At 57.0% G+C, this 26390-nt stretch carries 22 protein-coding genes; 7 read left to right on the top strand and 15 right to left on the bottom strand.

Features of this window, described 5'->3' with window-relative positions; genetic code table 11:
• Positions 1-17 precede the first annotated feature (17 nt).
• Entirely contained in the window at positions 18-536 is a 519-nt protein-coding gene (locus AC07WB_RS06145; protein ID WP_097097565.1) for a GNAT family N-acetyltransferase, read from the bottom strand.
• On the bottom strand, positions 533-1096 hold the full coding sequence (locus AC07WB_RS06140; protein WP_097094477.1) for a helix-turn-helix domain-containing protein: 564 nt from the start codon (positions 1094-1096) through the stop codon (positions 533-535). The genes AC07WB_RS06145 and AC07WB_RS06140 overlap by 4 nt, the downstream gene beginning before the upstream one ends.
• Positions 1097-1247: 151 nt before the next feature.
• Between AC07WB_RS06140 and AC07WB_RS06135 the strand changes: the two genes are divergently transcribed.
• Both AC07WB_RS06135 and AC07WB_RS06130 read left to right on the top strand, forming a co-directional pair.
• Positions 1248-1982 carry a MerR family transcriptional regulator gene (locus AC07WB_RS06135; protein WP_097097566.1) on the top strand — a complete coding sequence of 245 codons (735 nt, stop codon included), beginning with the start codon at positions 1248-1250 and terminating at the stop codon, positions 1980-1982.
• Positions 1983-2064: 82 nt separating this feature from the next.
• Positions 2065-2172: a hypothetical protein gene (locus AC07WB_RS06130; RefSeq protein WP_494940189.1), complete on the top strand. Its 108-nt coding sequence runs from the start codon at positions 2065-2067 to the stop codon at positions 2170-2172.
• On the opposite strand, the gene AC07WB_RS06125 is transcribed toward AC07WB_RS06130, so the two are convergent.
• Genes AC07WB_RS06125 through osmF form a run of 4 tightly spaced genes read right to left on the bottom strand, consistent with a single transcriptional unit; the run spans position 2153 to position 5890 of the window.
• Complete coding sequence (locus AC07WB_RS06125) at positions 2153-2884, bottom strand: ABC transporter permease (RefSeq protein WP_400455147.1); 732 nt, start codon at positions 2882-2884, stop codon at positions 2153-2155. The two genes, AC07WB_RS06130 and AC07WB_RS06125, sit on opposite strands and share 20 nt — an antisense overlap.
• Entirely contained in the window at positions 2884-3819 is a 936-nt protein-coding gene (locus tag AC07WB_RS06120) for an ABC transporter ATP-binding protein (protein WP_097094479.1), read from the bottom strand. Before AC07WB_RS06120 ends, AC07WB_RS06125 begins: the two co-directional genes overlap by 1 nt.
• Complete coding sequence (locus AC07WB_RS06115; RefSeq protein WP_097094480.1) at positions 3812-4978, bottom strand: ABC transporter permease; 1167 nt, start codon at positions 4976-4978, stop codon at positions 3812-3814. The genes AC07WB_RS06120 and AC07WB_RS06115 overlap by 8 nt, the downstream gene beginning before the upstream one ends.
• 3 nt (positions 4979-4981) lie before the next feature.
• Positions 4982-5890 (bottom strand): glycine betaine ABC transporter substrate-binding protein OsmF, encoded by a 909-nt coding sequence (gene osmF, locus AC07WB_RS06110; protein ID WP_494940188.1) that lies wholly within the window; start codon positions 5888-5890, stop codon positions 4982-4984.
• A gap of 215 nt (positions 5891-6105) precedes the next feature.
• On the opposite strand from osmF, the gene AC07WB_RS06105 reads away from it, so the two are divergent.
• Complete coding sequence (locus AC07WB_RS06105; RefSeq protein ID WP_345827031.1) at positions 6106-7572, top strand: MFS transporter; 1467 nt, start codon at positions 6106-6108, stop codon at positions 7570-7572.
• Between the two features lie 147 nt (positions 7573-7719).
• Here AC07WB_RS06105 and idi read toward each other — a convergent pair whose 3' ends face one another.
• The 5 genes from idi to bglX form a co-directional block, all read right to left on the bottom strand.
• Positions 7720-8253: an isopentenyl-diphosphate Delta-isomerase gene (idi, locus tag AC07WB_RS06100; protein WP_097094482.1), complete on the bottom strand. Its 534-nt coding sequence runs from the start codon at positions 8251-8253 to the stop codon at positions 7720-7722.
• Between the two features lie 391 nt (positions 8254-8644).
• A complete protein-coding gene (locus AC07WB_RS06095; protein ID WP_097094483.1) occupies positions 8645-10540 on the bottom strand; it encodes a methyl-accepting chemotaxis protein in 1896 nt (631 codons plus the stop codon).
• Between the two features lie 152 nt (positions 10541-10692).
• On the bottom strand, positions 10693-11805 hold the full coding sequence (locus AC07WB_RS06090) for a suppressor of fused domain protein (RefSeq protein ID WP_494940187.1): 1113 nt from the start codon (positions 11803-11805) through the stop codon (positions 10693-10695).
• Between the two features lie 114 nt (positions 11806-11919).
• On the bottom strand, positions 11920-12783 hold the full coding sequence (locus AC07WB_RS06085) for an oxygenase MpaB family protein (protein WP_097094485.1): 864 nt from the start codon (positions 12781-12783) through the stop codon (positions 11920-11922).
• Between the two features lie 152 nt (positions 12784-12935).
• Positions 12936-15233 (bottom strand): beta-glucosidase BglX, encoded by a 2298-nt coding sequence (bglX, locus tag AC07WB_RS06080; RefSeq protein WP_494940186.1) that lies wholly within the window; start codon positions 15231-15233, stop codon positions 12936-12938.
• Positions 15234-15388: 155 nt separating this feature from the next.
• Here bglX and dld point away from each other — a divergent pair, with 155 nt between their 5' ends.
• The gene (gene dld, locus AC07WB_RS06075) at positions 15389-17098 is read left to right on the top strand and encodes a D-lactate dehydrogenase (protein WP_494940185.1); all 1710 of its coding nucleotides are present in this window, start codon (positions 15389-15391) and stop codon (positions 17096-17098) included.
• Positions 17099-17185: 87 nt separating this feature from the next.
• Here the strand turns inward: dld and AC07WB_RS06070 are convergent, their stop codons facing one another.
• The 3 genes from AC07WB_RS06070 to AC07WB_RS06060 all read right to left on the bottom strand — a co-directional run bounded on the left by AC07WB_RS06070 (position 17186) and on the right by AC07WB_RS06060 (position 21656).
• On the bottom strand, positions 17186-19630 hold the full coding sequence (locus AC07WB_RS06070) for a DUF3772 domain-containing protein (protein WP_494940184.1): 2445 nt from the start codon (positions 19628-19630) through the stop codon (positions 17186-17188).
• Positions 19631-19867: 237 nt separating this feature from the next.
• Positions 19868-20806: a D-alanyl-D-alanine endopeptidase gene (gene pbpG / locus AC07WB_RS06065; RefSeq protein WP_097094489.1), complete on the bottom strand. Its 939-nt coding sequence runs from the start codon at positions 20804-20806 to the stop codon at positions 19868-19870.
• A 262-nt stretch (positions 20807-21068) separates the two neighbouring features.
• A complete protein-coding gene (locus tag AC07WB_RS06060) occupies positions 21069-21656 on the bottom strand; it encodes a Yip1 family protein (RefSeq protein WP_097094490.1) in 588 nt (195 codons plus the stop codon).
• Positions 21657-21823: 167 nt separating this feature from the next.
• On the opposite strand from AC07WB_RS06060, the gene AC07WB_RS06055 reads away from it, so the two are divergent.
• Positions 21824-22399, top strand: a complete 576-nt coding sequence (locus AC07WB_RS06055) for a DedA family protein (protein ID WP_494940183.1) — start codon at positions 21824-21826, stop codon at positions 22397-22399.
• On the opposite strand, the gene AC07WB_RS06050 is transcribed toward AC07WB_RS06055, so the two are convergent.
• Positions 22400-23176, bottom strand: coding sequence for an SDR family oxidoreductase (locus AC07WB_RS06050; RefSeq protein WP_097094492.1), 777 nt, complete (start codon positions 23174-23176; stop codon positions 22400-22402).
• Between the two features lie 118 nt (positions 23177-23294).
• Between AC07WB_RS06050 and AC07WB_RS06045 the strand changes: the two genes are divergently transcribed.
• Positions 23295-25109: a glycoside hydrolase family 15 protein gene (locus tag AC07WB_RS06045; RefSeq protein WP_494940182.1), complete on the top strand. Its 1815-nt coding sequence runs from the start codon at positions 23295-23297 to the stop codon at positions 25107-25109.
• Between the two features lie 196 nt (positions 25110-25305).
• Positions 25306-26358 carry a L,D-transpeptidase family protein gene (locus AC07WB_RS06040; RefSeq protein WP_097094494.1) on the top strand — a complete coding sequence of 351 codons (1053 nt, stop codon included), beginning with the start codon at positions 25306-25308 and terminating at the stop codon, positions 26356-26358.
• Positions 26359-26390: the final 32 nt, after the last annotated feature.

Genomic DNA, 26390 nt, shown 5'->3' with positions numbered 1-26390 from the left:
TTAGGGTGAGGGGAAAATCAGCGCAACACCTTATACATCACCGTAGTCGCATCCAGCACACCTTCGGTTGACTCCGCATAGAACGGAATCGATCCGGCAATGTGCCAATCCATCGACAAATACAATGTGGTTGCCACGTCACCGCTGCGGGTATCCAGCACCAGCAGGGTTTTCCCCTGCTGCGCTGCCAGCTGTTCCGCCTGCTGCATCAGGCGACGCGCAATGCCCTGACGTCGCGCGCGGGGATGCACCAGCAACTTGCTGATTTCAGCGCGATGACGCCCATTCGGCATCGCGCTGAAACCCACCAGCACCGTTGCCATAATCACACCCTGCTGATACGCCACCAGCAGCTGATTGTCGCCGCTTGCCAGGCTGAAGATTTTATCCTGCCAGAAGCGCTCAATCGCCGAGCGATCGTGCGCATCAATAAAGCCCACGCTGGCGCCATCGGCCACGCACGCCTGTAATACATCACACAATGCCGCCAGCAGCGGCTGCGCCTGGGTGGCGCTTAACAGTTCGATATCATTCATGGTTTGCATACCACTAAAAAATAGCGCGCACCGCCTTCGTGATGGGCTGCGAAGGTGGATTTGCCAGTGAGATGAAAGCGCAGGCAATCGCCCGCGTGTAGCGTCCAGCGCTGAGCATCCATGCTGATGGTAAGCTCGCCTGATTGCAGCCAGATATGCTGCTCCAGCCCCTGCACCGGCGGCGCGTCGTATTCAATGCGCGCACCGGGACGAAGCACGCCTTCCACCAGCTCCGCTTTAAAGTGGTTGGCGGGTGGCGATACGTTGCGGCGCTGGAAACCGCTGGCATCGTCATGCCATACCGGCTGTTGATCTGCTTTTAGCAGCAGCGCCGCCTCTTCTTCCACTTCACTTAGCAGGCGCGACATGGTCAATCCGTAGGCCACGCATAGCCGATTAAGCAAAGCGGCTGTGGGGCTAGTTTCGGCGCGTTCAATGCGCGACAATGATGCCCGACTGATGCCGGTCGCCATCGCTAATTCATCTAATGACCAACCGCGTTGTACACGTAATTCGGCCAGTCGCGACGCCAAACGGTCGTCGGTATCCGTCACAGACATGTTAACCTCTCACTTTTGGGAATTAAATCTCATATATGAGATAACACTACGAATCCGCCACACGGTCAAGTTGTACAACTAAAAAATCGTTGTACAACCCAGATTGGGGGGTTAAGGTGTTGTAATGCAGGTCAGAATTTTCGAGGGCACTATGGCCTTATACAGTATCGGGGATGTTGCCGAGCGCTGTGGAATCAACCCGGTAACGCTTCGCGCATGGCAGCGACGTTACGGTCTGTTAAAACCCCAGCGCACCGAAGGTGGTCATCGGCAATTTGATGATGAAGATGTTCAGCGTATTGAAGAGATAAAACGCTGGATAGAGAGTGGCGTGCCTGTTGGCAAGGTAAAAGCGTTGCTGGAAGGCGAAACCGTTAACGCACATGACGGCTGGAGCGCCCTGCAGGAAGAGTTGATGAGCGTGTTGCGTCACGTTCGTCCGGCAAAACTGCGCGCGAAAATTGCCACCATCGGCCGGGAACATCCGGTTGATGCGCTGATCGATCACGTGTTCGTGCCGGTTCGTCAGCGCCTGGGCTTAGATCAAAACACCGCGCGCACGATGTGCAGCCTGCTTGATGGCGCCTTGATTGATTATGTGGCGTTTTGTTTGACAGGCGCACGCAAGAAAGCCGGAAAAGATGCGCTGATGATTGGCTGGGGCGTGGAAGATCGCACCCGTATCTGGCTGGAGGCCTGGCGCTTGTCGCAGCAGGGCTGGCGTATGGATGTGCTGGCAGAGCCGCTCGACATGCCGCGGCCTGAACTGTTCCCCGGACAAAACCTGTTTATCTGGACCGGTAAAAAGCCGACGCGTCGCCAGATTGAGCAGTTTGAACATTGGCAGGCACAAGGTTTTGCCATCCACCTGCACGATCCCGCGTAAGTAAAAATCGCACACACGGCCTTTGCCTGGCCAGGTGTGCGCGTTATGATGCCGCCCTCAATTTCTTTTTTCAGGTCCCGTTATGAACTGGAATAAACTGCTTGTCGGTTCTCTGTTTGCCATTATGGCAATTGGCGGCATGGGCGGCATGATGCTGGTCGGCTACAGCCTTATTGTGCATACCAACTAAGTTTGCGCTGCACGCGCTCTAGCAGGCGATCGCAAATCAACGCCAGCAGCGCCACCAGCAGCGCCCCCTGAATGACGTACGCGGTGTTAAAACCGCTCAGGCCAATAATCACCGGCGACCCCAGGCTCTCAGCTCCCACCGTGGAGGCGATGGTCGCGGTGCCGATGCTGATCATTACCGACGTCCGCACCCCCGCCATGATCACCGGCGCAGCCAGCGCCAGCTCAATCTGCCACAGACGTCGCCACGGCCCCATGCCAAGGCCCACGGCAATTTCGCGATTGCTGGCCGGAACGCTATCTAATCCCGCCAGCGTGCCCTGCAGGATCGGCAGCAGCGCGTAGAGAAATAGCGCCATGATCGCGGGCGTTGCGCCAAATCCCATCACCGGCACCGCAATCGCCAGCACCGCCACCGGTGGAAACGTCTGACCTGCCGCGGCCACCGTTTCCAGTAACGGACGAAATGCGCGCCCGGCATGACGAGTAGCAAACACCGCGCAGCCCACGCCCACCACCAATGCCAGCAGGCTGCCGCTCACCACCAGCGCCAGATGCGCCAGTGCCAGTCGCCAGAAACTCTCCTGCTGATAGAGTGGACGCTCAAGCTGGGGGAACCAGTGCGCAAACAGCGGACCGCTGTGCGGCAATCCCCACAGCAACAGCAGAAAGGCCGCCAGCAGCCAGTAGAGCGGATCGCGTAACAGGCGCATCAGCTCGCCTCCCGCTGGCGCAGCAGATCGCTAAAGTGCAGCACGCCAAGCGGCTGTTGCTGCTGATCAACCACCGGCAGTTTGTCGGTGCGGCGCGCAATAAACTGCGATAACGCTTCACGCAGCGTCAGTGATGCCGCTATCGGCTCGGCATCAAGCCACTCGCCGCGTCGGGCGGCACTGCCTGCACGCCCCAATGCCAGCAAACGTACGCCTAACTCGCTGCGACCAAAGAATTCGCGGGCAAAGTCATTCACCGGCTGCGTCAGCAAATCAATCGGTCTGCCCTGCTGCACAATTTCACCACCGTCCATCAGCACCAATTGATCGGCCAGCGTGAGCGCTTCGTCAATGTCGTGCGTCACCAGCACCACGGTGCGGCCGGTCATTTTCTGGATGCGCAGCATCTCGTGTTGCAGCGCCAGACGATTGACCGGATCGAGCGCGCCGAACGGTTCGTCCATCAGCAGCAGTTCCGGATCGGCCGCCAGCGCACGCGCCACCCCCACGCGCTGCTGCTGTCCGCCTGAAAGCTGATGCGGCATGCGCGTTGCCAGATGGCTATCGAGATTGAGCAGCGCCAGCAGCTCCTCGACGCGTTGATTGATCTTCGCCTGCGGCCAGCCGAGCAGCGCCGGCACGGTGCCAATGTTCCGGGCGACGTTCCAGTGCGGGAACAGGCCTATCGACTGAATGGCGTAACCGATGCGGCGACGTAAGGCGCGTGCATCCATGCGCTCAATGGGTTCGCCGGCAAAGCGGATTTCCCCGCTATCGTGCTCCACCAGGCGGTTGATCATCTTCAGCGTGGTGGATTTACCGGAACCCGAGGTGCCAATCAACACGGTAAAACTGCCCTTCTCAATCTTTAGCGATAAGTTACGTATCGCCTCTTTCCCGGCGAACACTTTGCTCACCTGGTGAAATTCAATCATGACGTCTCTCCAGCAATGCCGACAGTAAACGCAGCAGCGCATCAAAAATCACCGCCAGCGCCACAACCGGAATCACGCCAAGCAGCACCAGATCCAGCGCGCTGCTGAGCAATCCCTGAAAAACAATGGCACCGAACCCGCCCGCGCCAATCAAAGCCGCCACCACCGCCAGGCCAACGGTTTGCACCACGACCACGCGCAAGCCAGAAAGCCACACCGGCAGCGCCAGCGGCAGCTCGGCGTGCCAGAACTGCTGCCACGCGCTCATGCCCATACCGCGTGCAGTTTCACGCACCTCCTGCGGCACCTGCTGCAAGCCGGCCACTACGCTGCGCACCAGCGGCAGCAGCGCATACAGCACCAGGGCAATCAGCGCCGGTGCAATGCCGATGCCGCTAATGCCCCAGCGCGCCAGCACGGGAAAGTGCGCCACCAAGCCCGCCAGCGGCGCAATCAGCAACCCAAACAGCGCCACCGATGGCACAGTCTGAATCAGATTAAGCACGCTGAAGGCGGCATTTTGCCAGCGCGGACGGCGAGCAATCGCCAGACCGAGCGGCAAACCGATGAGCACTGTTGGCAGCAGCGTGCCGCCAAGCAGCCACAAATGCTGAGTGAAGGCCGCGTCAAATACCGCCGTCCGGTTGGCGTACTCTTTCAGGAGAGAGAGTCGATCGAGATGACCGCTGAGCAGAAGCAGTAGCGGCAGCAGCCAGAGTTGCAGGTTGAGTACGATGCGCCACGGCGTACTGCGCGTGATCTGACGCACCGCTTCCGCCGCCAGCAGCAGTGACAGCGCAGCCGCGCACCATAGGCCGCTGCCAAACGCGGTGCGCGCCAGCGGACTGCCGCTGTTGGCCAGCTCGGTGGCCTGATTTCCCGCCAGCCAGAAGAGCAGCGCCAGCAGGATTTCGGCATCCAGCAGCACCATCACCGCGCTAAGGCGGCGTGCGGGCCACCATAATCCTTGCCACAGCCAAAGTAGCGGCAGCAATACCAACCAGCTGTTCGACACCTGCCAAAACAGCAGCGGCTGGCCGGAAACCAGCCGATTGGCCGCAAAGCTCAGAAGCGGCAAGGCAAATAGCGCCAGCGTGATAAGCGTGGTTAACACCAGCAGCACCGGCTGCTGGCGTGGTCTGAGTAACAGCGACAGCACTGCTTACAACAACTTATTCTGCTGTAGCCACTGTTTCGCCACCTGGCTGGCATCCTGGCCATCGACAGCAATCTGCGCATTCAGCTGCTGCAGGGTTTTCTCATCCAGCTTGCTGAATACCGGCTGCAGCCAGTTGCCAATGTCGGGATATTGCTTGAGGACGCTTTCGCGAACCACCGGCGCTGGCGCATAAATTGGCTGCACGCCTTTCGGATCGCTGAGGGTTTGCAGGCCCAGCGCCGCCACCGGACCGTCGGTGCCGTACGCCATCGCCGCATTCACGCCCGAGGTTTGCTGCGCAGCGGCTTTGATGGTCACCGCGGTGTCGCCACCGGCCAGCGACAGCAGTTGCGACTGCTCCAGCTTGAAGTTGTAGGCTTTTTCAAATGCTGGCAGCGCATCGCTGCGTTCGATAAATTCCGCCGAGGCCGCCAGTTTGAAGGTGCCGCCTTTTTTCAGATAGGCGCTCAAATCGTCGAGTGAATTGAGGTTATTCTTCTGCGCCACGTCACCGCGCACCGCAATCGTCCAGGTGTTGTTCGCGGGCGCAGGTGCCAGCCACACGAGGTGATTTTTCTCGCTATCGAGTTTTTTCACCTTCTCATAGCCCTGCTGGGCGTTTTTCCACGCAGCGTCTTTCTCATCGTTGAAGAAGAACGCACCGTTGCCGGTATACTCCGGATAGATATCCAGCTCACCAGCCGTAATGGCGCCGCGCACCACCTGAGTGGTCCCCAGCTGAATTTTATTGACGGTTTTCACCCCATGCTTATCCAGCACTTGCAGGATGATGTTACCCAGCAGCGAGCCTTCGGTATCAATCTTGGAACCGACTTTTACCGGGTCCGCTGCCTGTGCCGCACTTACGCTCAACGCCAGTGCCATCATCCCCAATAACCCCTGCTTTATCATTGTGCTTCCCTCATTTGTTTTCATTGTGTGACTATCAAGCGTAGCCTGGCGAAAGCGGATGGGTGCGGTCAAGCGCTGCATTTCGTTCTTTTTCTGCTATCAATAGCGCGCTGGTTATAACCTAAACGCAGCACTTATAACCAAATGGAATTTTTAATGGCGTGGCGGCGGCTTATTCTCACAGTCCCACTCATTACAATAAATTACATAACATCATGTCCGACTTAGCTTCTCCCGCGCATGTCGCGCAGGCAGGGAATACACCAGGCGGTGAGACGAAATGGATCCGCAGCGCGGCCGACGTCTCTGGTTTGGTTAATAACAGCAACGAATCGCGTAGCAATGCGCGTATCGTTATCGCCATTGCGCTGGGCGGCGTGTTCCTCGACGCCTACGATCTTGGCGCACTCGCCTTTGGCATCAAAGACGTGACGCGCGAGTTCCAGCTCACGCCAGCGGGCACCGGCATGGTGGCCTCGGCGATCACATTTGGCGCGATAGTCGGTGCCTTGATCGGCGGCTATCTCACTGACAAAATTGGCCGCTATCGCGTGTTTATGGCCGACATGTTCTTCTTCGTGGTGGCGGCGTTAGCCTGTGCGTTTGCACCTAACGAATACGTATTGGCCGCTGCGCGCTTCGTGATGGGCCTGGGCGTCGGTATCGATTTACCGGTGGCGATGGCGTTTCTGGCGGAGTTCTCCAAGCTTCGCGGACAAGGGAATAAAGCGGCCAGCATCGCGATGTGGTGCCCGACATGGTATGCGGCGATCAGTATTTCCTATTTGCTGGTACTGCTGCTGTATGCGGTGCTGCCGGCAACCCACACCGATTGGCTGTGGCGCTTGATCCTGGGTTTTGGCGCAGTGCCCGCGCTACTGATCATTGCCATTCGCAGCCGCTATATGAGTGAATCGCCGATTTGGGCCGCCAATCAGGGTAACCTGAAAGGTGCGGCGGAGATTCTGCGCAGCGCCTACAACATCAACGCGCAGGTGGCGGAGGATGCCGATTTAACGCCGCAGAAGGTGGTGCGTAAGGCCAGCTGGCGCAACTACGGCGCGCTGCTGCAGGGCGTTTATCGCCGTCGCACCCTGTTAGCGACCGTCACCTCTATCGCTTCTTCCTTTGCCTATAACGCGGTGGCGTTTGGCCTGCCGGTGATAATCTCCAGCTTTTTTGCCCAATCGATGCTGACCACCATTCTGGTGTCGCTGGCGCTGAATCTGCTGTTCGCTTTTGTTGGCGGTCTGTTGGCGGTGCGGCTGGTGCCGCGGCTTGGCGCGTGGAAAATGTCGGTTGCCGGTTATGCGTGCCAGTGCATAGCGCTGCTGGGCCTGGCGCTGATTGGTCGTCCAGAAGGTGGCGAACAGGCCGCGGTGGCGATTGCCATGCTGGCGCTGTTCTTGTTTGGCCAGGGCTTTGGTCCCGGCTCGCATACGATGACCTTTGCCTCGCTGAGCTATCCCGCTTCGCTGCGGGGCGTTGGCGTGGGTTTCAATCAGACGCTGATGCGCGGGAGTTCAACCGTGTCGCTGTTTGCTTTCCCGCTGCTGGTCGCCGCCTTTGGCACCGGCGTGTTCTGGGTGATTTTCCTCGCACCGCTGATTGGCTTACTGGCGCTGCTGGCGATTCGCTGGGAGCCGTCGGGTTACGACGTGGATGCGGAAGATTTTCAGTGATTGATTAACAGAGGTCGCCATCAATGGCGACCTTACATCACGTCGCAGAGTCGCCATTAATGGCGACCTTACATCACGTCGCATAGTCGCCATCAATGGCGACCTTGCATCACGTCGTAGGGTCGCCATTGATGGCGACCTCCAGCATTATGCGGTCAGGCGGAAATCGCCGAGCGTATTGGGGATGCGCGGGAAGGTGTGCAGGAACCACGGCGTGAACTGCTCGGGATTCTCTGCCATCTCCTGCTGAATTTGCGCAATCGAACGATAGCACCATGCATCGGCTTCATCCGGATTGAGTTCCGGTTGCTCATCGCTGATGGCAAAAAACACGTGACCATACTCATGCTCAGTTAAGCCGTTGCTGAGCGGCAAGTTATAGCTCAACTCAAACACCGGCGTCAGCGCCAGGTTCATGCCCATCTCTTCACGCAGACGGCGTTCGGCGGCATCGCGCGTCGATTCCTGCGGATAAGGATGGCTGCAGCAGGTGTTACTCCATAATCCACCGCAGTGATATTTACCGCTGGCCCGGCGTTGTAACAGCACTTCATGGCGCGAATTGAACACGTAAACCGTTACCGCACGATGCAGCAATCCTTTCTCATGCACTTCCAGCTTTTCCATCTGGCCGATAGGACGATCGAGGTGGTCAACGAGAATAACTTCAATGGCGGACATGACAACTCCTTCGGAAAATTCGCAGCTATTGTACACAACCGCCAAAAGTTTGATGGAGGAAATAGCGCACATTCCGTGCGTTAACGGGGGCAACGTAAAGCGTAGCAGCCTGCGGGCGTTTCAGCATAAAAAGGCGGAAAAAGGCGTTAACAGAGGAGATGTGGGCAGAGTGTGAGCGGATCGCCATTCATGGCGTAATGCTCGTCAGTTAAGCGTGAATCGGTCACCATGAATGGTGACCCTACGTGAATATCGCCGGTTTTTCGTAGGGTGCGCATTCATGCGCACCTGCATAAACAGGCATTTTTTTGCTTAAGTGAGCGGCATTATGCCATAAATGGCGACCCTACAATTGTTGGGTGCGCATCCATGCGCACCGTTTGGCACAGGATTAAAGTTTAAAGCTCTGCACCACCAGCTCCAGCTGTACGCTCTGCTGCTCCATCGCCTGAGCGGCGGCTGAAACCTGCTCAACCAGCGCGGCGTTCTGCTGGGTGCTGCCATCCAGCTGAGTAATCGCCACGTTGACCTGATCGATCCCCATGCTCTGCTCGCGGCTCGCCGACATGATCTCACTCATCAACGTGGTAACGCTGCTAACCCCCTGCATCAGCTCATCCATGGTTTGCCCGGCCTGCTGCACCAGATCGCTGCCGGTATCGATATTGGCCACCGACTCCTCAATCAGCTTCTTAATTTCACGTGCGGAGTTGGCCGAACGCTGCGCCAGATTACGCACCTCTGATGCCACCACGGCAAATCCACGGCCCTGCTCGCCCGCTCGCGCCGCTTCTACCGCGGCGTTGAGCGCCAGGATATTGGTCTGGAAGGCGATACTATCAATGACGCTGATGATATCGACCACTTTACGTGAGGATTGGTTGATTGCGCCCATGGTCGTGACCACCTGACGCACCACTTCGGTACCGCGCGCCGCCACCTGTGACGCACCATCCGCCAGCTGATTGGCATGAGTGGCGTTGTCGGCGTTCTGGCGCACCGTGCCGGTGAGCTCTTCCATCGACGCGGCGGTTTCGACAATAGAGCTGGCCTGCGATTCGGTTCGCGCCGAGAGATCGGCGTTGCCGCTGGCGATTTCACGTGAAGCCGCAGTAATCGCCAGCGCGCTATCCCCCACCTGGCGCATCAGCCCTTGCAGATAGGAGATGAACTGGTTAAAGCTTTGCGCCACCGCGTTAAATTCCGGGCTGTTGCTGGCCGGCAGACGCTGCGTCAGATCGGCACCGCCGGTTGAAAGCGTTTCAATGTTGCGATGCAGCAAGGCAAGACGCGTCATCATCGCCCGCACAAAACCGAGCAGCACCAACAGCAGGATCACCGCCAGCGGAATCTGCACCAGGCCGAGGCGCGTTAACATGCTGTGCGTCTGCGCATCCAGCAAACTGGAGGGCACATCGCTGGCGAGATACCACGGACTACCGGCAATCGCCTGCAGGAACAGCGTGTGTTCGCCATCTTCACCGGCAAACGTGGTTTGCGTCGGCTGGCTACCCGCCTGTGCTAACAGACCTTTCAGCGCCGCCGCCATCGGCAGCTGCGTATCGGCAAGGTTTTCCAGCTTCGGCGCGCCATCCACCAGCGCGGCGTTGCCAACCACTTTGCCGTCGGCTTCAACAATCAGCACGCGCCCTTTAATCGCTTCACCCATCTGTTTTGCCAGCTGGTTAAAGAAGCCCAGCGTCACGTCAATGGTCGCTACGCCCCATGCGTTGCCATCGCGATAGATCGCCATCGCGCAGTTAGTACGCGGCTGCGGGCTGGCCGCATCCTGATAGGCTTTCGCCCAGGCACACTGCCCTTTCGGCGCAGCTAAACCGTCTTTGTACCAGGATTGCTCCCAGTATTTGTCGGCGGCATCCGAGTTCCAGTAGGTATTGACCTGCAGCTGGTTACTGGCGTTACGCGCGAAGAACGAGCTGTTTTTCTCTTTGGCGGGATCGCGGCGGTTGGGCAACGGCCAGATGCCGCCGCCAAACACGTTGCTATCCTGATACTGGTTAACTAAGGCGGGCAGCAAGGTGTCGATGGCAGCGCTATCCATCACGCCTGCGGCTTCGGTGATAGCACGCTGCTGCGCTTGTACGCGGTTCATCTGCTCTACGATGCGTCCGGCCAGGCCATCCACTTCGTAACGCACTAAACGGCTCTCGTTTTGCGTGAGCTGCGGTGCTATAAACTGATTGATCACCAGCACGGTAACCAGCATCAGCACCGCAAAAAAGGCGACCAGCGTCGCGGTGAAACGGGATTGTGTCGTTTTTAACATGTTGTGTGCCCTTACCCTGGTTGGCGAGTTGCCTGATCGAGGTTAACGGCGTGTTAATGAGGATCTTGAGGTGAGCGAGATCACAAAGAAGTGAAATAGTTGATTTGAGTGATAATTTAAAATTGTAGGGTCGGCATGTATGCCGACCTGGTTTACGGTGCGGGCGGCGCTACCACTTCCTGGCGCGGGCGAAACACGTGATTGTTGCCTTCCGCCAGCAAACGCTGTAACAGCTGCTGGCCACCGCGATCGTCCGCTTGGGCAAACTGGCGTTCGGCTTCGGTAATCGGCGTTGACCACAGCAGATTCACCCGGTCGCCCTCGCGTTTCGGTAGACGAAACTGGGCGGTTTCCGGCGCTAAATCATTAGCTAGCAGGAAGCTTTCAAAACCCACTGGCGCGACTTCTGACGCCAGCGTATGCCCTTCACCAATCCAGGTGAGGCGCGCCCAGGGTAAATGTGCAAATTCCGCCAGCGCGCTGGCCATTTGCACCGCATTGGCTTCGGTCATCACTTCGCCGTCCACCGCCATCGCCAGCTCAACGCGACGATACTGCGGTGCCAGCTCATCAAATAGATGATCCACCTGCGGCATCGGCCGGATACTCATGCCGAGGGTCACGAAGTACCAAACGCCATGATGCAGGTGCTGCGAAATGGCCATCGGTGGCCAGCTACCCTGATCGATGGCGTAATATTTTACCGACTCGCCAAACTGCGCCTGATAGCACTGCATCAGTTCGCGCTGCACCCGATCCCATAGATGGCCATCGTGCCAGTCGCGCCAGAAGTGGCGCTGCTGTTCGGCACGCGCGTAGTAATCATTGGTGGAGGCGGAGCCGAGCGGCGCGGTGAGGCGGTTCTCTTTGATGCAGGCCGCGGAGAAACTGACCTGCTTGTCCTGATAGAGGCTCCAGCCGGGGATCACCGCCAGCAGCTGGCCGTAATACCACAGTGCCGCCCCGTCATCACTGGGTTCCCATAGAATCTGCAATCCGGCCGGATCGAGCATCGGCTCGGCTTCCAGCGTACGGCAATATTCGGCACTCAGCAGCGGCGCAATGCCCTGCTCCATCGCTTCACGATCCTCCTGCGCTGGCGCAGGCAGTAGATTACGTAGCCAGCAGCCGCGCACCGCATACTGGCTGCGAAACAGATCGTTCGGCCAGATATAAAAATAGGCCGTGCGCGCATCCTGCTCGACGATCGCGGTTAATGTGTGTTGCTGATTCGGCACCTCAGCAATCAGAGGTTGGTGGGTCATAGCGCCTCGATATTACCTGGAGGAATCCATTTTCCCCGAGAATAGAGCAGGATCGGCACTCGCGCCATGTGACACAAGGGTAAAACTCTCAAAGTGCATGCGCACTCTTGATGCTCAGCGCCCCATGCGCTGCATAGCGCGTGAGTAAGCGCCGCGCTGAATTGACCAGCGCAGCAACCCGCCAATCACCGCCATTTCTTTATCCACCAGCCATTGATGCGCTGGCCCAATCGGCCGCTGGATCTGCTGCTGTGCCCACGGCGGCAGCAATCCCATACCGGCTGTTAGCATCACGCGCATGGCGGGTTTCGCCTGCCAGCTCGGCGCAGGTGCGTTGATTAATAGCTGCAACACTTCCCGCGTTCGTTCATCGTAAATCAGCGCCGGGCGCATCATGTGTAAATAGTCCTCTACCGCCTGCACGCTTTTCGGCACCTGCTGAGCGCCAAGCGCTTCCGCAACGCGTGCTGCCTCCTGGTAATAACGATTCTGCTCGGCCTGGCTGAGCTGGGGATTTTTATAGCGCAGATGCGCCGCCAAAAAGCGGCTGGTTTCCGCCACGTGTACCCAGGTGAGCAGATGCGGATCGCTAGCGGCATAAGGCTTGCCCGCGTTATCGCAGCCGGTGACGCGCAGATGAATACGTTTGACGCGTTCGATGAGGGTTTGGGCATCAGCGGTGTTGCCGAAAGTGGTGACGGCGATAAATTGGCTGGTGCGGCGCAAACGCCCCATCATGTCCTGACGGAAGTTGGAGTGATCCCATACGCCGGCCAGTGCAGCCGGATGCAGCATTTGCAGCATTAAAGCGCTGATGCCGCCGCAAAGCATCGAGGCAAAGTCACCATGCACGCGCCAGATGACGTGGTCTGGGCCAAATAATCCCGGATCGCCGGGTGGCTGCGAGATATCAAATTCGTTGAGGGATAAGCCGTTGAGGCGGAAGACTTGCTGTTGGATGCGGTCGCGGATGTTCATTGATTTCGATTTGTGCGGTTAGGCCCTCACCCCGGCCCTCTCCCGCAAGCGGGCGAGGGGGAAGATCGAGCAAAATATCAACAATCGCACCCATCGGTTCCCTCTCCCGCTTGCGGGAGAGGGTTAGGGTGAGGGCATAAGTGCATCAGCGACTATAAATAATCAAACTGCGCATCTTGCGTACGCACCGAATCCAGGCCAATCATCACGTTGATTTTGCCTGGCTCCGCCACCTGCTGCATCTTCTGATTCCAGAACTTCAGCGCATCAACATCGATCTTAAACTTCACCGTCTGCGATTCGCCGGCTTTCAGCATAATGCGCTGGAAACCACGCAGCTCCTGCACCGGGCGACTGATGCTGGCGACCGGATCGTTGAGATACAGCTGCACCACGGTAGCACCATCGCGTTTACCGGTGTTGGTCACGGTAACTGACGCCTCCACCGAGCCATTACGCGGCATGGTACGCGATGACATCTTCACCGGCGATACGCTAAAGGTGGTGTAGCTCAGGCCATAGCCAAACGGATAAAGCGGGCCGTTGATGGCGTCGTAATAGTGCGACGTATACTTGTTCGGCTTGGCGAAGTTGTAAGGACGTCCGGTTGGCAGATGGTTGTAATAAATCGGGATCTGTCCCACTGAACGCGGGAAGGAAACCGGCAGTTTGCCCGACGGGTTGTAGTCACCAAACAGCACATCGGCAATAGCGTTACCGCCTTCGGTGCCGCTGAACCAGGTTTCCAGCATCGCATCAGCCTGTTTATCTTCATTCACCACCGTCAACGGACGGCCGTTCATCAGCACGATCACCAGCGGTTTGCCGGTGGCTTTCAGCGCCGCCAGCAATTTTTGCTGGCTTGGTGGGATCACCAAATCGCTACGGCTTGAGGCTTCATGCGCCATGCCCTGCGCTTCGCCGACGGCGGCCACCACCACATCGGCTTTTTTCGCCTGCGCTACCGCTTCGTCAATCAGCGCCTGTGGCGAACGTTGATCCACGCTCACCGCCTGCTCGTACAGATTGAGGAAATCCTGAATGCCTTTGTTGTCAGTGATGTTTGCGCCCTTGGCATACAGCACGGTGCCTTTGCCCGCCATCGCATTACGCATGCCCTGCAGCAGCGGAATCGATTGTTTGGCGACGCCCGCCGCTGACCAGCTGCCCATGATGTCGCGTTGACTGTCTGCCAGCGGCCCCACTAACGCCACGGTGGCGTCCTTCTTTAGCGGCAACGTTTCATGCCAGTTCTTTAACAGCACAATACTTTTACGCGCCACATCACGCGCTTCGGCGCGATGCAAACGGCTTTCGGCGTTAGTATCCTGCGGATCGCTGCCCTTCGGCCCTAAATGGCTATAAGGATCGTTAAACAGCCCCATATCATATTTGACGTTCAGCACATGACGCGCGGCATCATCAACTTCCGCCATGCTCACCGCGCCGCTTTTCACCAGGCCCGGCAGATATTTGCTGTAGTACTCGTCGCTCATGCTCATATCGACGCCCGATTTCACGGCGATGCGTACCGCGTCCTGCGGATCGCTGGCCACACCATGTTTCAGCAGCTCTTTGATCGCGCCGTGATCGCTAATGGTAATGCCTTTAAACTTCCAGTCACCGCGCAGCAGATCTTTCAGCAACCAGCTATCGGCCGTAGCCGGGGTGCCGTTGATCGAGTTAAGCGCCACCATCACGCCGCCGCTGCCCGCATCAAGCGAGGCTTTGTACGGCGGCAGATAATCCTGGAACATGCGCTGCGGGCTCATGTCGACGGTGTTGTAATCACGCCCGCCTTCCACCGCACCGTAAAGCGCAAAGTGCTTTACGCTGGTCATGATATTGAAGCGATCCGCCGGGCTTTTGCCCTGCATGGCCTTCACCATGGTGCTGCCCATTTGTGACGTCAGGAAGGTGTCTTCACCGAAACCTTCCGAAACGCGACCCCAGCGCGGTTCGCGTGATACATCCACCATCGGTGCCCACGTCATGTTCAGGCCGTCATCCGCCGCTTCATAGGCCGATATGCGCCCGACTTCCGCCACCGCATCCAGATCCCAGCTGGCCGCCAGGCCAAGCGGAATCGGGAAGATGGTGCGCTGACCGTGCACCACGTCATAGGCAAAGAACAGCGGGATTTTCAGGCGGCTGAGCTGCATCACCTGATCCTGCATGGCGCGAATATCCTGTCGCGTTACGGTATTAAAAATGGCCCCGACCTGACCGTGTTGAATCATGTCGCGAACCGCCGTTTTCGGCGTATCCGGTCCGACGCTAATCAAACGCATCTGCCCGATTTTTTCATCAAGGGTCATTTTGCTAAGCAGCTGATTAACAAAGGCGTCGCGCGCCTGCTCGGTCATGGGATGTGGGCCAAACAAATCGTCTGCAAACGCAGGTTGCATGGCTAAGGAAACAGCGAGGCTAACAGAGTAAATCCATTTCATCAGGTCGGGCTCTCTTAAGTGACTGCGCAATATCGAAATAACCGGGGCAGTTTGCCACAAGATGAGGATAGCAGGTAGCTGCCGATGTCACACCGCGACCCTACCGCAGACGCGTGCTACAGTAGAAGCGCCATGTTAAAGACAAGGATAGGCCAATGAATAACAACACTTCGCACCCTACTCTGCTCGCCGAACTGCGTCGTCTGGTGGGTTCGTCACACCTGTTAACCGATGCAGAACAGACCGCGCGCTACCGCAAAGGTTTTCGCTCGGGCGAAGGCGACGCGCTGGCGGTGATTTTTCCCGGCTCGCTGCTGGAGTTATGGCGTGCGTTGCAAGCGCTGGTTAGCGCCGATGCCATTATTTTAATGCAGGCCGCCAATACCGGTCTGACGGAAGGTTCCACGCCGCACGGTAATGATTACGATCGTCCGGTGGTCATCATCAGCACCTTGCGGCTGGATAAGTTGCAGCTGATCGATGACGGCAAACAGATCCTCGCCTTCCCTGGCAGCACGCTGTATCAGTTGGAAAAAGTGCTGAAACCGTTAGGACGTGAGCCGCATTCTGTTATCGGTTCCTCCTGTATCGGCGCATCGGTAATGGGCGGAATCTGTAATAACTCAGGCGGTTCGTTGATCAAACGCGGTCCGGCCTACAGTGAAATGGCCCTGTACGCGCAGATTGATGCCAGCGGCAAACTCAAGCTGGTAAACCATCTTGGCATCGATCTTGGCCATTCGCCGGAGGAGATGTTGGGGCGTTTGGATGACGATCGCTGGCAGCAGAACGATGTGCGTTGGGACGAGCGCCACGCCTCCGATCATGAATATGCCGAGCGCGTGCGCGATATCACTGCCGACACCCCGGCGCGCTTTAATGCCGATGAGCGCCGCCTGTTCGAAGCGTCTGGCTGCGCGGGCAAGCTGGCGGTATTTGCCGTGCGTCTCGACACTTTCCCTACCGAACCGCAGCAGCAGGTATTTTATATCGGCACCAACGATCCGGCTGAGCTGGGCGATATTCGCCGTCATATTCTGGCAGAATTTACGCATCTGCCGGTGGCGGGTGAATATATGCACCGCGACATTTTCGATATCGCTGAGGTGTATGGCAAAGATACCTTCGTGATGATCGACAAGCTCGGCACCGATAAAATGCCGCTGTTTTTTACCCTTAAGGGCCGCGTTGATGCCTGGCTGAGCAAGCTGAGTTGGGTAAAACCGCATCTTACCGATCGCCTGTTGCAGCGCGTCAGCGGCTGGTTACCGGCGCATCTGCCCAAACGCCTGAAGCAGTATCGCGACAAATATGAACACCATCTGATGCTGAAGATGTCCGGCGACGGCGTTGCTGAAGCGCAGGCGTATCTGACCGAATATTTCCGCGAAGGCGGCGGCGCCTTCTTCGCCTGCGATGCCAAAGAGGGCGCGCACGCGTTCCTGCATCGCTTTGCCGCTGCCGGTGCGGCTGTGCGCTATCACGCGGTGCATGCTGACGAAGTGGAAGATATTCTGGCGTTGGATATTGCGCTGCGCCGTAACGATGAGGAGTGGTTTGAGCGCCTGCCCGCCGAGTTTGATAAGGATCTAAGCCACCGTCTCTATTACGGCCACTTCTTCTGCCATGTGTTCCATCAGGATTACATCGTCAGAAAGGGCGTCGACGCGCATGCGTTGAAAGAGAAGATGCTGGCGATTTTAGCCGAGCGTGGCGCGGAGTATCCTGCCGAGCATAACGTTGGACATCTGTATCAGGCGAAACCGCAGCTGCAGGCGTTTTATCGTCAGCTGGATCCTACTAATAGTTTCAATCCGGGAATTGGTAAAACCAGCAAGCACAAGGGTTGGGCGGTAAAAATCTAAGTGCGGTTGTTAAAAAGGTGGCCATCAATGGCCACCTTACATGTAGGGTCGGCATTCACGCCGACCTGGTCACATGACGCGCTGAAATTAAGGCAGTTGCTCGCCCTGCTGCTCTTGCGCGGCCGCCGGAAGCGCGCGGCGTTCAATGATCATGGTTTGCGGCGTGGAAAGCACAATACCCTCCTTGCGCAGACGCGTGAGAATATCAAACAGCAAATCACTCTTGGCACCGGAAATCTGGCGCTGGCTGGCAACGTTGCCGGTGACGCTCAACACGATCCCCGCTGGCGTTAAATCTTTGAACGAAACGGACGGCTCAGGCGTTTCCAGGATGCGCTCGTTCTCCTGATACACTTCCAGCAGAATTTCCCGCACCCGCACCGGATCAATATCCAATGGGAACGTCAGCAGAATGGTCACCACGCCCTGCGCGTTACCCATGGTGGCGTTACGTACGTTTTGCGAGATCAGCTGGGAGTTCGGCACAATCACCGTGGATTTATCGCTGAGCTGAATTTCCGTGGCACGCACGTTGATACGACGAATATCGCCCTCGATGCCGCTGATGCTCACCAAATCGCCCACCTTCACCGGACGCTCGGTCAACAAAATCAGACCGGAGATGAAGTTCTTCACAATCTCCTGTAAGCCGAAACCGATACCGACCGATAAGGCGCTGACGATCCACGCCAGTTTGTTCCACTGCAAGCCCATAATCGATAGCGTCAGCAGAATAACCAGCACGTAACCAATGTTGCTGAACAGCGTCACCAGCGACACGCGCATGCCGACATCCATGGTGGTTTTTGGCAGGAAGTCTTTATCCAGCCAGCGACGCACCGAGCGCAGCACATAAATGCCCACCACCAGGCAGAGAATCGCGTTAACCATGTGCGCCGGCACAATGTTCAGCGACTCCATCCCTTTGCCGCCCCAGAACTCAATCACCTTCTGAATCAGCTCTATCGGCGTTGAGGAGGCGAAGGTGCCGTTGAGCAACGCCAGCGCGAGGATAGCAATCAGCAAGGTTTTACCCAGCGCGCTCAGCAGCGTAGCCGCCTGTTGCAAGTGGCGCTCATCAATATTGAGTGAGCTTTGCAGCCGCTTGCCCGTTGCATTGCTGGTGGAGAACAGACTTTCACAGCCGTCCTGTACCAGATGGCTGAGGAAGTAGAACGAGCCAAACAGAATGCCGCACCAAATCACCTCGTAGCTGAGGAAGCGTGCCAGCGTAACGTAGCCAATGATCAGAGAGATCAGGATCGCCAGCGCCGTAAGCATCAACGCCAGCTGTACTAAGCCAACAAGGGTAGAGCGTGCTTCAGGCTGGTGGCCGGCTTGCGCCATGCGACGACGCACGCGGTTCACGCGCATGCTGATAGCAAGGCCGGTGCAGCCAATCAGCAATGCGGTCAAGCCGTTAGCAAAAATCGTGGTATTGAGGCTGGTTCCCACGCTGTAGTTAAACGCCTCAACCGTCTGGAAAACAAACACCAGCGCCGCGGTAAAGGGCGGGAACGGTTTCAGCGCCTGCGCCACTTCATTGGAGATGGCAGGCAAACGCCAGCTGGGACGACGCGTAGACAAAAACGCCCGCCCCAATCCAGCAATTAAGCCGCAGTAGACGCTGAGCTGCACCAGGCGCTCAACAAAATCCTGCACGTCGCCAGAGACCTCATCGCGGCGCGTAAAGGCCAGCGCAAGGAAGTTGAAGGTCAGCACAACGGCCGCAAGTGTGGTCAAGGCTATCGCGGCCGCCAGGAAGCTACGACGTAAACGCCCTTCCGGCATTTTGTTAATACTCACCCACGCCAGAAACTCTTCGCCGTAGCGACGGCCGAGCGTCATCACCAGCATCGCGGCGACCAGCCAACCGATGGTGCCAAAGCGCCAGCCCGATTCCCACGATAGCGCGGCGGTGTCTTGCAGTTCATCGCGAAAATCACTGATTTTCTCGGCGTCGAGATCCTGGCTGCTAAAGATCGGTGACCAGAAACGCGGGCCGAAAATACTGCCCGAGTTCAGTGCCAGCTGGCTTTTTAACTGGTCACGACGCAGGTTAACGATCTGCGATGACAGCACCAGCGCACCGTTTTTGATGCCATCGGCCTGCTTGATTTGGTCGTCTAGCTTACCTTTTTGGTTCTCCAGCGCCGCACGCTTGCGCGTCACCTCCGGCGTCTCTTTCACGCCGCTGTCGGCTTTGGGCGCCGGACCGAGTACCGCCAGCTGTGCATCCAGCTGCTGACGCTGCGGAATGAGTGCCTGACCAAGGGTTTCGGCATTCCCCGAAAGCTCCAGCGCCATCTCATTGAGCTGGTTGAGCTGGCTTTCGTTGGTATCGCCCGAGACCTGGCCTTTAATTTTATCGAGGATTTTCTGCATTTTAGGCAGCTCGACCGAGGCGTTAACTTTGGGGGCAGCGTCCTCTTGCTGATTCGCTGCCGCGCTGTCGTCTGCAAAACTCAGCGCCGGGGTTAACAGCACCAGCAGCAGTAAAAATGGCGTAAGTAAGAAACGGAACTTGAACATGTTTAATAAGATTCCAGCGTAATAACAGCCGATAAACGCACGTGTGCAGATGAATGGCGGCTAGTTTAAGACGTTGCCGACACTGAAACTATAGGAATGAAGGTGTAAAACATTGGCGCTAACGATAAGCGTTTTTGCAGGTAAACCGAGGTGAATGGAGTCGCCATGAATGGCGACCCTACGACAAACCGCCGATGACCTGTAGGGTCGCCATTCATGGCGACCAAAACAAGCGAGCTATTCCGCCTCGCTATTGCTGGCAGTCAGGCCTGACTTCTGCTTTTTGTACGCCAGCGCCGCGGCCGGAACCGGTGCGGCTTTACCGGTTTCCAGCCAGTCACGCAGACGGTTGGCATCGGCAAAATGGGTGTATTTTCCAAACGCGTCCAGTACCACCAGCGCCACCGGACGGTTATTGATCACCGTGCGCATCACCAGGCAGTGTCCCGCTTCATCGGTATAACCGGTTTTGGTCAGCTGGATACGCCAGTCATTTTTGTACACCAAATGGTTGGTGTTACGGAACGGCAGCGCATAATTCGGATGTTTAAATACCGCCGTGTCTTCTTTGGTGGTGCTTAACTCACCAATCAGCGGGTACTGACGTGTGGCCTTCGCCAGCTTTATCAGGTCTTCCGCGCTGGAAACGTTTTGAATCGACAAGCCGGTCGGTTCCACATAACGCGTATGCGTCATACCGAGCGCACGTGCTTTGGCATTCATGGCACGAATAAAAGCATCGTAACCGCCCGGATAGTGGTGCGCCAGGCTGGCGGCCGCGCGGTTCTCCGACGACATCAGCGCCAGCAGCAGCATGTTGCGGCGGCTGATTTCACTGTTCAGTTTGACGCGGGAAAATACGCCGCGCATTTCAGGCGTGTGGCTGATATCGACCGACAGCATTTCATCCATCGGCAGTTTGGCATCCAGTACCACCATCGCCGTCATTAGCTTGGTCAGCGAAGCAATTGGGCGTACGCGGTTAGGATGACTGGAAAACAGCACTTTGTTGTTTTCCAGATCGACGATCATCGCGCTGCCGGAGGCGATTTGCGGTTGGGCAATCGGCGCCAGGTTTGAGAGTACGGCCGGCGCAGCGAGCGCGGGTGTCACAGCGGCTGGCGCGGCGACAAACAGCGCCAGCGACAGCAGGGAAATACGCATTTTTGCAGACATCGTGTCAAAAAAATCCGGTCAGGAGTTTTGCGCTGTGTAAACACACAGGCCGCCCACATCAAGCCAGACGGGATGCGGGCTGGCTGCAGTATCATACGCACTTCCCTGAGAAATTTCTTAACGAGATTGTTTCCAGGCGTTAAAAGGCCGCCATGAATGGCGACCTTTTGGGTTGAGTGCGATTTCGTTTGTCGGTCGCCATGAATGGCGACCTTAAGGGGGCGGTTTTGTAGGGTCGCCATTCATGGCGACCAGGATAGCCTCAGAATAACCGTGGACCATATCCCCAGATAACCACCGTCAGCGCCAGCAGCACCTCGAACACCAGCACCCCTATCGCCAATGTTGAGCCGGAGAAGCGCAGACTTTCATCACGGTCAATACTCAGGAATACCGGGATCCCGACGTAAAGCAGATAACCGGTGTAAACCAGCGCAATCGCGCCGACCAATACGCACAGCCACACCAGCGGATAGAGCGCCACCAGACCACTAAGGAACAGCGGCGTTGCCACATAGCCCGCAAACACGGTGCAGCGTTGCAGGCTCGGGCGCTGCGGATAATTACGCGCCATCCAGTGAATCACACGCCCCATCACGGCAACGCCACCAAGAATCATCAGGTAGAACAGAATGCCCAAACCGATACCGGTCAGCCTGTTGAGTAGTACGAACTGCCCTTCGCCCAGATTCCAGCCCAGTTGCGTGGTGCCGATGAAGGCGCAGATCACCGGGATCGCCGCCATTAGCAGAACATGATGGGTGTAATGGTGCGAAACGCTCTCATTTTCCTGTTTAATATCGCGCATTTCCTGACCAGGATGCGCCAGTAAACCCCAGACATGATTCATACGGTTACTCCTCTAATGCAAGGGGCTGCCCCTAAAGCAAAAGACCTCGACAACGCAGGCAGCGTCTCTCAAGTATAATCGTCGCCGCTGTTTTTGCGGCTAACCCTACAAATAAAGGCGCTGGCGTATAAACTGGTAACAGTCTCAACATTTACAGGGAGGATGATTTGCATCTCGATATCAATGGATTAATTAGCCAATGCGGCTATCTGGCGCTGCTGATTGGCTGTATCGCCGAAGGAGAAACCTTCACCTTACTGGGCGGGGTTGCGGCGCATGAAGGCTTGCTGCACTTCACCGGCGTGGTGTTGGCCGCGATGATTGGCGGCATTATTGGCGATCAGCTGTTGTTTTGGCTGGGACGCCGCTACGGTACACGCATTCTGCGCCGTTTCCGCAAACATCAGGAAACCATTGGCAAAGCCAATCGGCTGATTCAGAAACACCCTAGTTTATTCGTCATCGGCGTGCGCTTTATGTATGGCTTCCGCATTGTGGGGCCAATCATCATTGGCACCAGCCGCCTTAAGCCGCTGCGTTTCTTTATTCTTAACGTCATCGGCGCCGCGCTATGGTCACTGATTTTTGTCTCTATCGGCTACTTTGCTGGCGAGATCGTTGCGCCGTGGCTGCATAAGATCGATCAGCACCTCAAACCCGTATTGTGGTTAGCGGCGGCGGTTATTTTTGGCATCGTGCTGCGCTACATTATTCGCCACTGGAACCGCCGCCGCGCGGGTTAATTACGAGTGATAACCTTTAAACTGCGGATTCGCCAGCATAAAACCACCGTCGACAATGAAAGATTGTCCGGTGGTGTAGGTTGCCCATTCCGAGCAGAGCCAGGCCACTAAGCTCGCCACCTCACGCGTATCGCCGGGACGTCCAATCGGGATCTCCGGCATACGTCGGCCTTGCTCGTCATCTTTCATATCATTCATCGCCGTGGCAATTGCGCCCGGCGCCACCGCGTTGACCAAAATATGGTGCGGCAATAAGCTCAACGCCATTGATTTGGTCAGGCCACCGAGTGCATGTTTCGCGGCGGTATAGGCGCTGGCGTCCGGTAGCGGCGTGTGTTCATGCACCGAAGTGATATTGATAATACGTCCACCGTCGCCCTGATCGACCATATGCCTTGCGGCAATCTGCCCACAGATAAAAGCACCATCGACATCCACATTAAACACTTTGCGCCAATCCTCAAAAGTGACATCGAGAAAGTCAGCTTTGGTCATCACGCCCGCGTTGCACACCAGCACGTCAATGCGCCCCAGCGAGTTGATCAGCTGCGCCAGTTGTTGCCCGCCGGCTTGCGGATCGGCAAGGGCAACCTGCCGCACCTGCGCCATCTGTCCACGACTCTCCACCATACGTGCGGTTTCCTGGGCGCCCTCTTCATCCGAACTCCAGGTGATGCCAAGCGTATAGCCCGCTTCGGCCAGCATCACCGCACAACTGCGACCAATGCCAGAACTGGAACCGGTAACCACGGCGACTTTCTGTTTTCCTGAACTCATAACATTCTCCTGATTGAGGGTGTCTTAACAGTATAGAAGTTATCCTTCTGTGCCTCAGTGCCGCCGAATCTGCCGTTGCGTCTATAGTTAACCATTACATACCGCAAAGGGGGGCAAGATGAGCGACATTAAACGCAGAATAGACGACCACGGTGTGATTGGTGATTTACGCACCTGCGCACTGATCGCCAACGACGGCACCATCGATTATCTCTGCTGGCCAGAGCTTGATAGCCCTTCGGTATTTGCTGCGCTGCTCGATAGCGACGAAGCCGGACTCTTCTCTCTCGCCCCCGACTGGAAAAATGCCCGCCAGCAGCAGCTCTATCTGCCCGATACCAATATTCTGCAAACCCGCTGGCTGGACGATGCGGGCGTGGCGGAGATCACCGATTACATGCCGATCTGCGACGAGCACAGCAAAGTGCCGCGTCTGGTACGTCGCGTGAAAATGGTGCGCGGCACGGCGAAGTTCCATCTGCTGTGCGCGCCGCGCCACGATTATGCGCGCGCAGAAACCACCACCGAAGTGCGTCCTGGTGGTATCGCTTTTCTGGCCGCAGGACAACCGGCTTTACGCCTCAGCGCCATGGTGGTGATGACGCGCGAGAACCACAGCGCAGTGGCGGAGTTCACCCTGAAAGCCGGTGAGTGCGCCGAGTTTATTTTTGGTAACGATGACGATCCAAACGTGGCGAAAATTGCCACCGAACAGTGCTTCCGCGACACGCTGGAATATTGGCGACGCTGGAGCAGCCACAGTTCGTATCGTGGGCGCTGGCAGGAACAGGTGACGCGTTCGGCGCTGGCGCTCAAGCTGTTGACCTCACATCAGCACGGTTCGATTGCCGCCGCCGCCACCTTTGGTTTGCCGGAGGAATTGGGGGGTGAGCGCAACTGGGATTATCGCGCCTCATGGATTCGCGACGCCTCGTTCAGCATGTATGCGCTGATGCGCCTTGGCTACACCGAAGAAGCGCGAGATTTCACTAAGTGGGTCGGCCGCTGCGTTGAGCACAGTCACGACGACACCCCACATCTGCAGGTGATGTATCGCCTGGATAGCGGCACCGAGCTGCATGAAACCGAGCTGCTCAATCTTTCCGGCTACGCTAATTCACGTCCGGTGCGCATCGGCAATGATGCCTGGCGCCAAACCCAACTCGATATTTACGGCGAGCTGATGGATGCCATTTATCTCGCCAACAAATATGGCGAGGCGATTTCGCAGCGCGGCTGGAAGTATGTCTCCGACATGATCGATTATGTCTGCGTGAACTGGAATCAACCCGATGCCGGCATTTGGGAGATGCGCGGTGAACCGGAGCATTTCCTGCATTCGCGTTTAATGTGTTGGGTGGCACTCGATCGCGCACTGCGGCTGGGTATGAAGCGTTCGCTGCCAATGCCCTATGAACGCTGGGATCGCGTGCGCAGCGAGATCCGCGATGATATCTGGCAAAACTTCTGGAATCCTGAGCTGGGCCACTTCACCGCGACACGTGGCGGAAACTTCCTTGATGCCTCGATGCTGCTGATGCCGCTGGTGCGCTTTGTCAGCTCAACCGATCCAGATTGGCTGGCCACGCTGGATGCGATTAAAACCCATTTAGTGAGCGATGGTTTAGTGCGCCGCTATAACATTCATGAGACGCCTGCCGATGCATTAAGTGGCGGAGAAGGCTCCTTTGCGGCCTGCTCCTTCTGGTACGTAGAGTGTCTGGCGCGCGCCGGGCGGGTGCATGAAGCACATTTTGAGTTTGAGAAGCTGCTGAGCTACGCCAATCCGGTTGGCCTGTACGCCGAAGAATTTACCTCTCACGGCAATGCATTGGGTAATATGCCGCAGGCGCTGTCGCATCTGGCGCTGATCAGTGCCGCTTTTTTCCTCAATCGTAAATTGAGTAATGAAGTGACGCTGTGGCAGCCTTAAAAATTCACATTTTGGGCTGAGGAGCTAAGAGAATTGTCTGGTAAACACAAGGAATTGCGTAAAGTATCTTCAGCCAGCGAAAATCCTGATTTCCATCAATGCACCAATGCACATATAATGCGCAGCGGGTCATACTGACCACGATGGATTCGACACACTGACAAGCCTGAAACATGGCCATAACGACTTGAAAAACATGAAAATGAGCATTCGCGCGTTCGCTTCACTCGCCCTCGCACTGGCGGCGTTCAGCCAGTCGGCATTTGCAGTAGTCTATCCGCTGCCGCCGGCTAATAGCCGTCTGATCGGCGAAAATATTGAAATCACCGTTCCTGATGACAGCAAACTTCCGCTGGAAGCCTTTGCTGCGCAGTATCAGATGGGCCTCAGCAATATGCTCGAAGCCAATCCGGGTGTTGACGTTTATCTGCCGAAAGCTGGCACTAAAATGATCATCCCGCAGCAGCTGATTTTGCCTGACGCGCCGCGTGAAGGCATCGTGATCAACAGCGCTGAGATGCGTCTTTACTATTACCCGAAAGGCACCAAGACCGTGGTCGTGCTGCCAATCGGCATCGGCGAATTGGGTAAAGATACGCCAATGAACTGGATCACCAAGGTTGAGCGTAAGAAAGATGGCCCAACCTGGACGCCAACCAAAGCGATGCACGCGGAATACGCAGCGCGTGGTGAAAGCATTCCAGCCGTGTTCCCGGCGGGTCCAGATAACCCGATGGGACTGCATGCGCTCTACATTGGCCGCCTGTATGCCATTCACGGTACTAATGCCAACTTCGGCATCGGCCTGCGCGTGAGCCACGGCTGTGTGCGTCTGCGCTCTGACGACATTAAATGGCTGTTCGACAACGTGCCAGTCGGCACCCGCGTCCAGTTCATCGATCAGCCGGTGAAAGCGAGCGTTGAGCCAGACGGTTCGCGCTACATTGAAGTCCACAATCCGCTGTCGACCACCGAAGAGCAGTTCAACTCTCGTGAGCTGGTGCCGATTAACCTGACGTCTGCGGTGACCAAAGTGATTGCCGATGCCAGCACCAACCAGGATGCGGTGAATAACGCAATCCAGGCGCGTAACGGTATGCCGATCAAAATTAATGGCCCAGCAGGTGAAGCCCAGCCAGCACCGGTGCCGGTACAAGAATCTTCTGACGCAACGCCGAAAGAAGAACCGATGACGCCGCAGGGTGCTAACGGCGCAGCGCCTGCTGCTCAGCCGGCTACCAGCCTGTAATTACGTGTTGTGATGAGCCAGCCTGCGGGCTG

This window comes from Pantoea sp. GW821-FHT03E06, from assembly GCF_059420725.1.
This window is presented reverse-complemented; position numbering and strand designations above follow the sequence as displayed.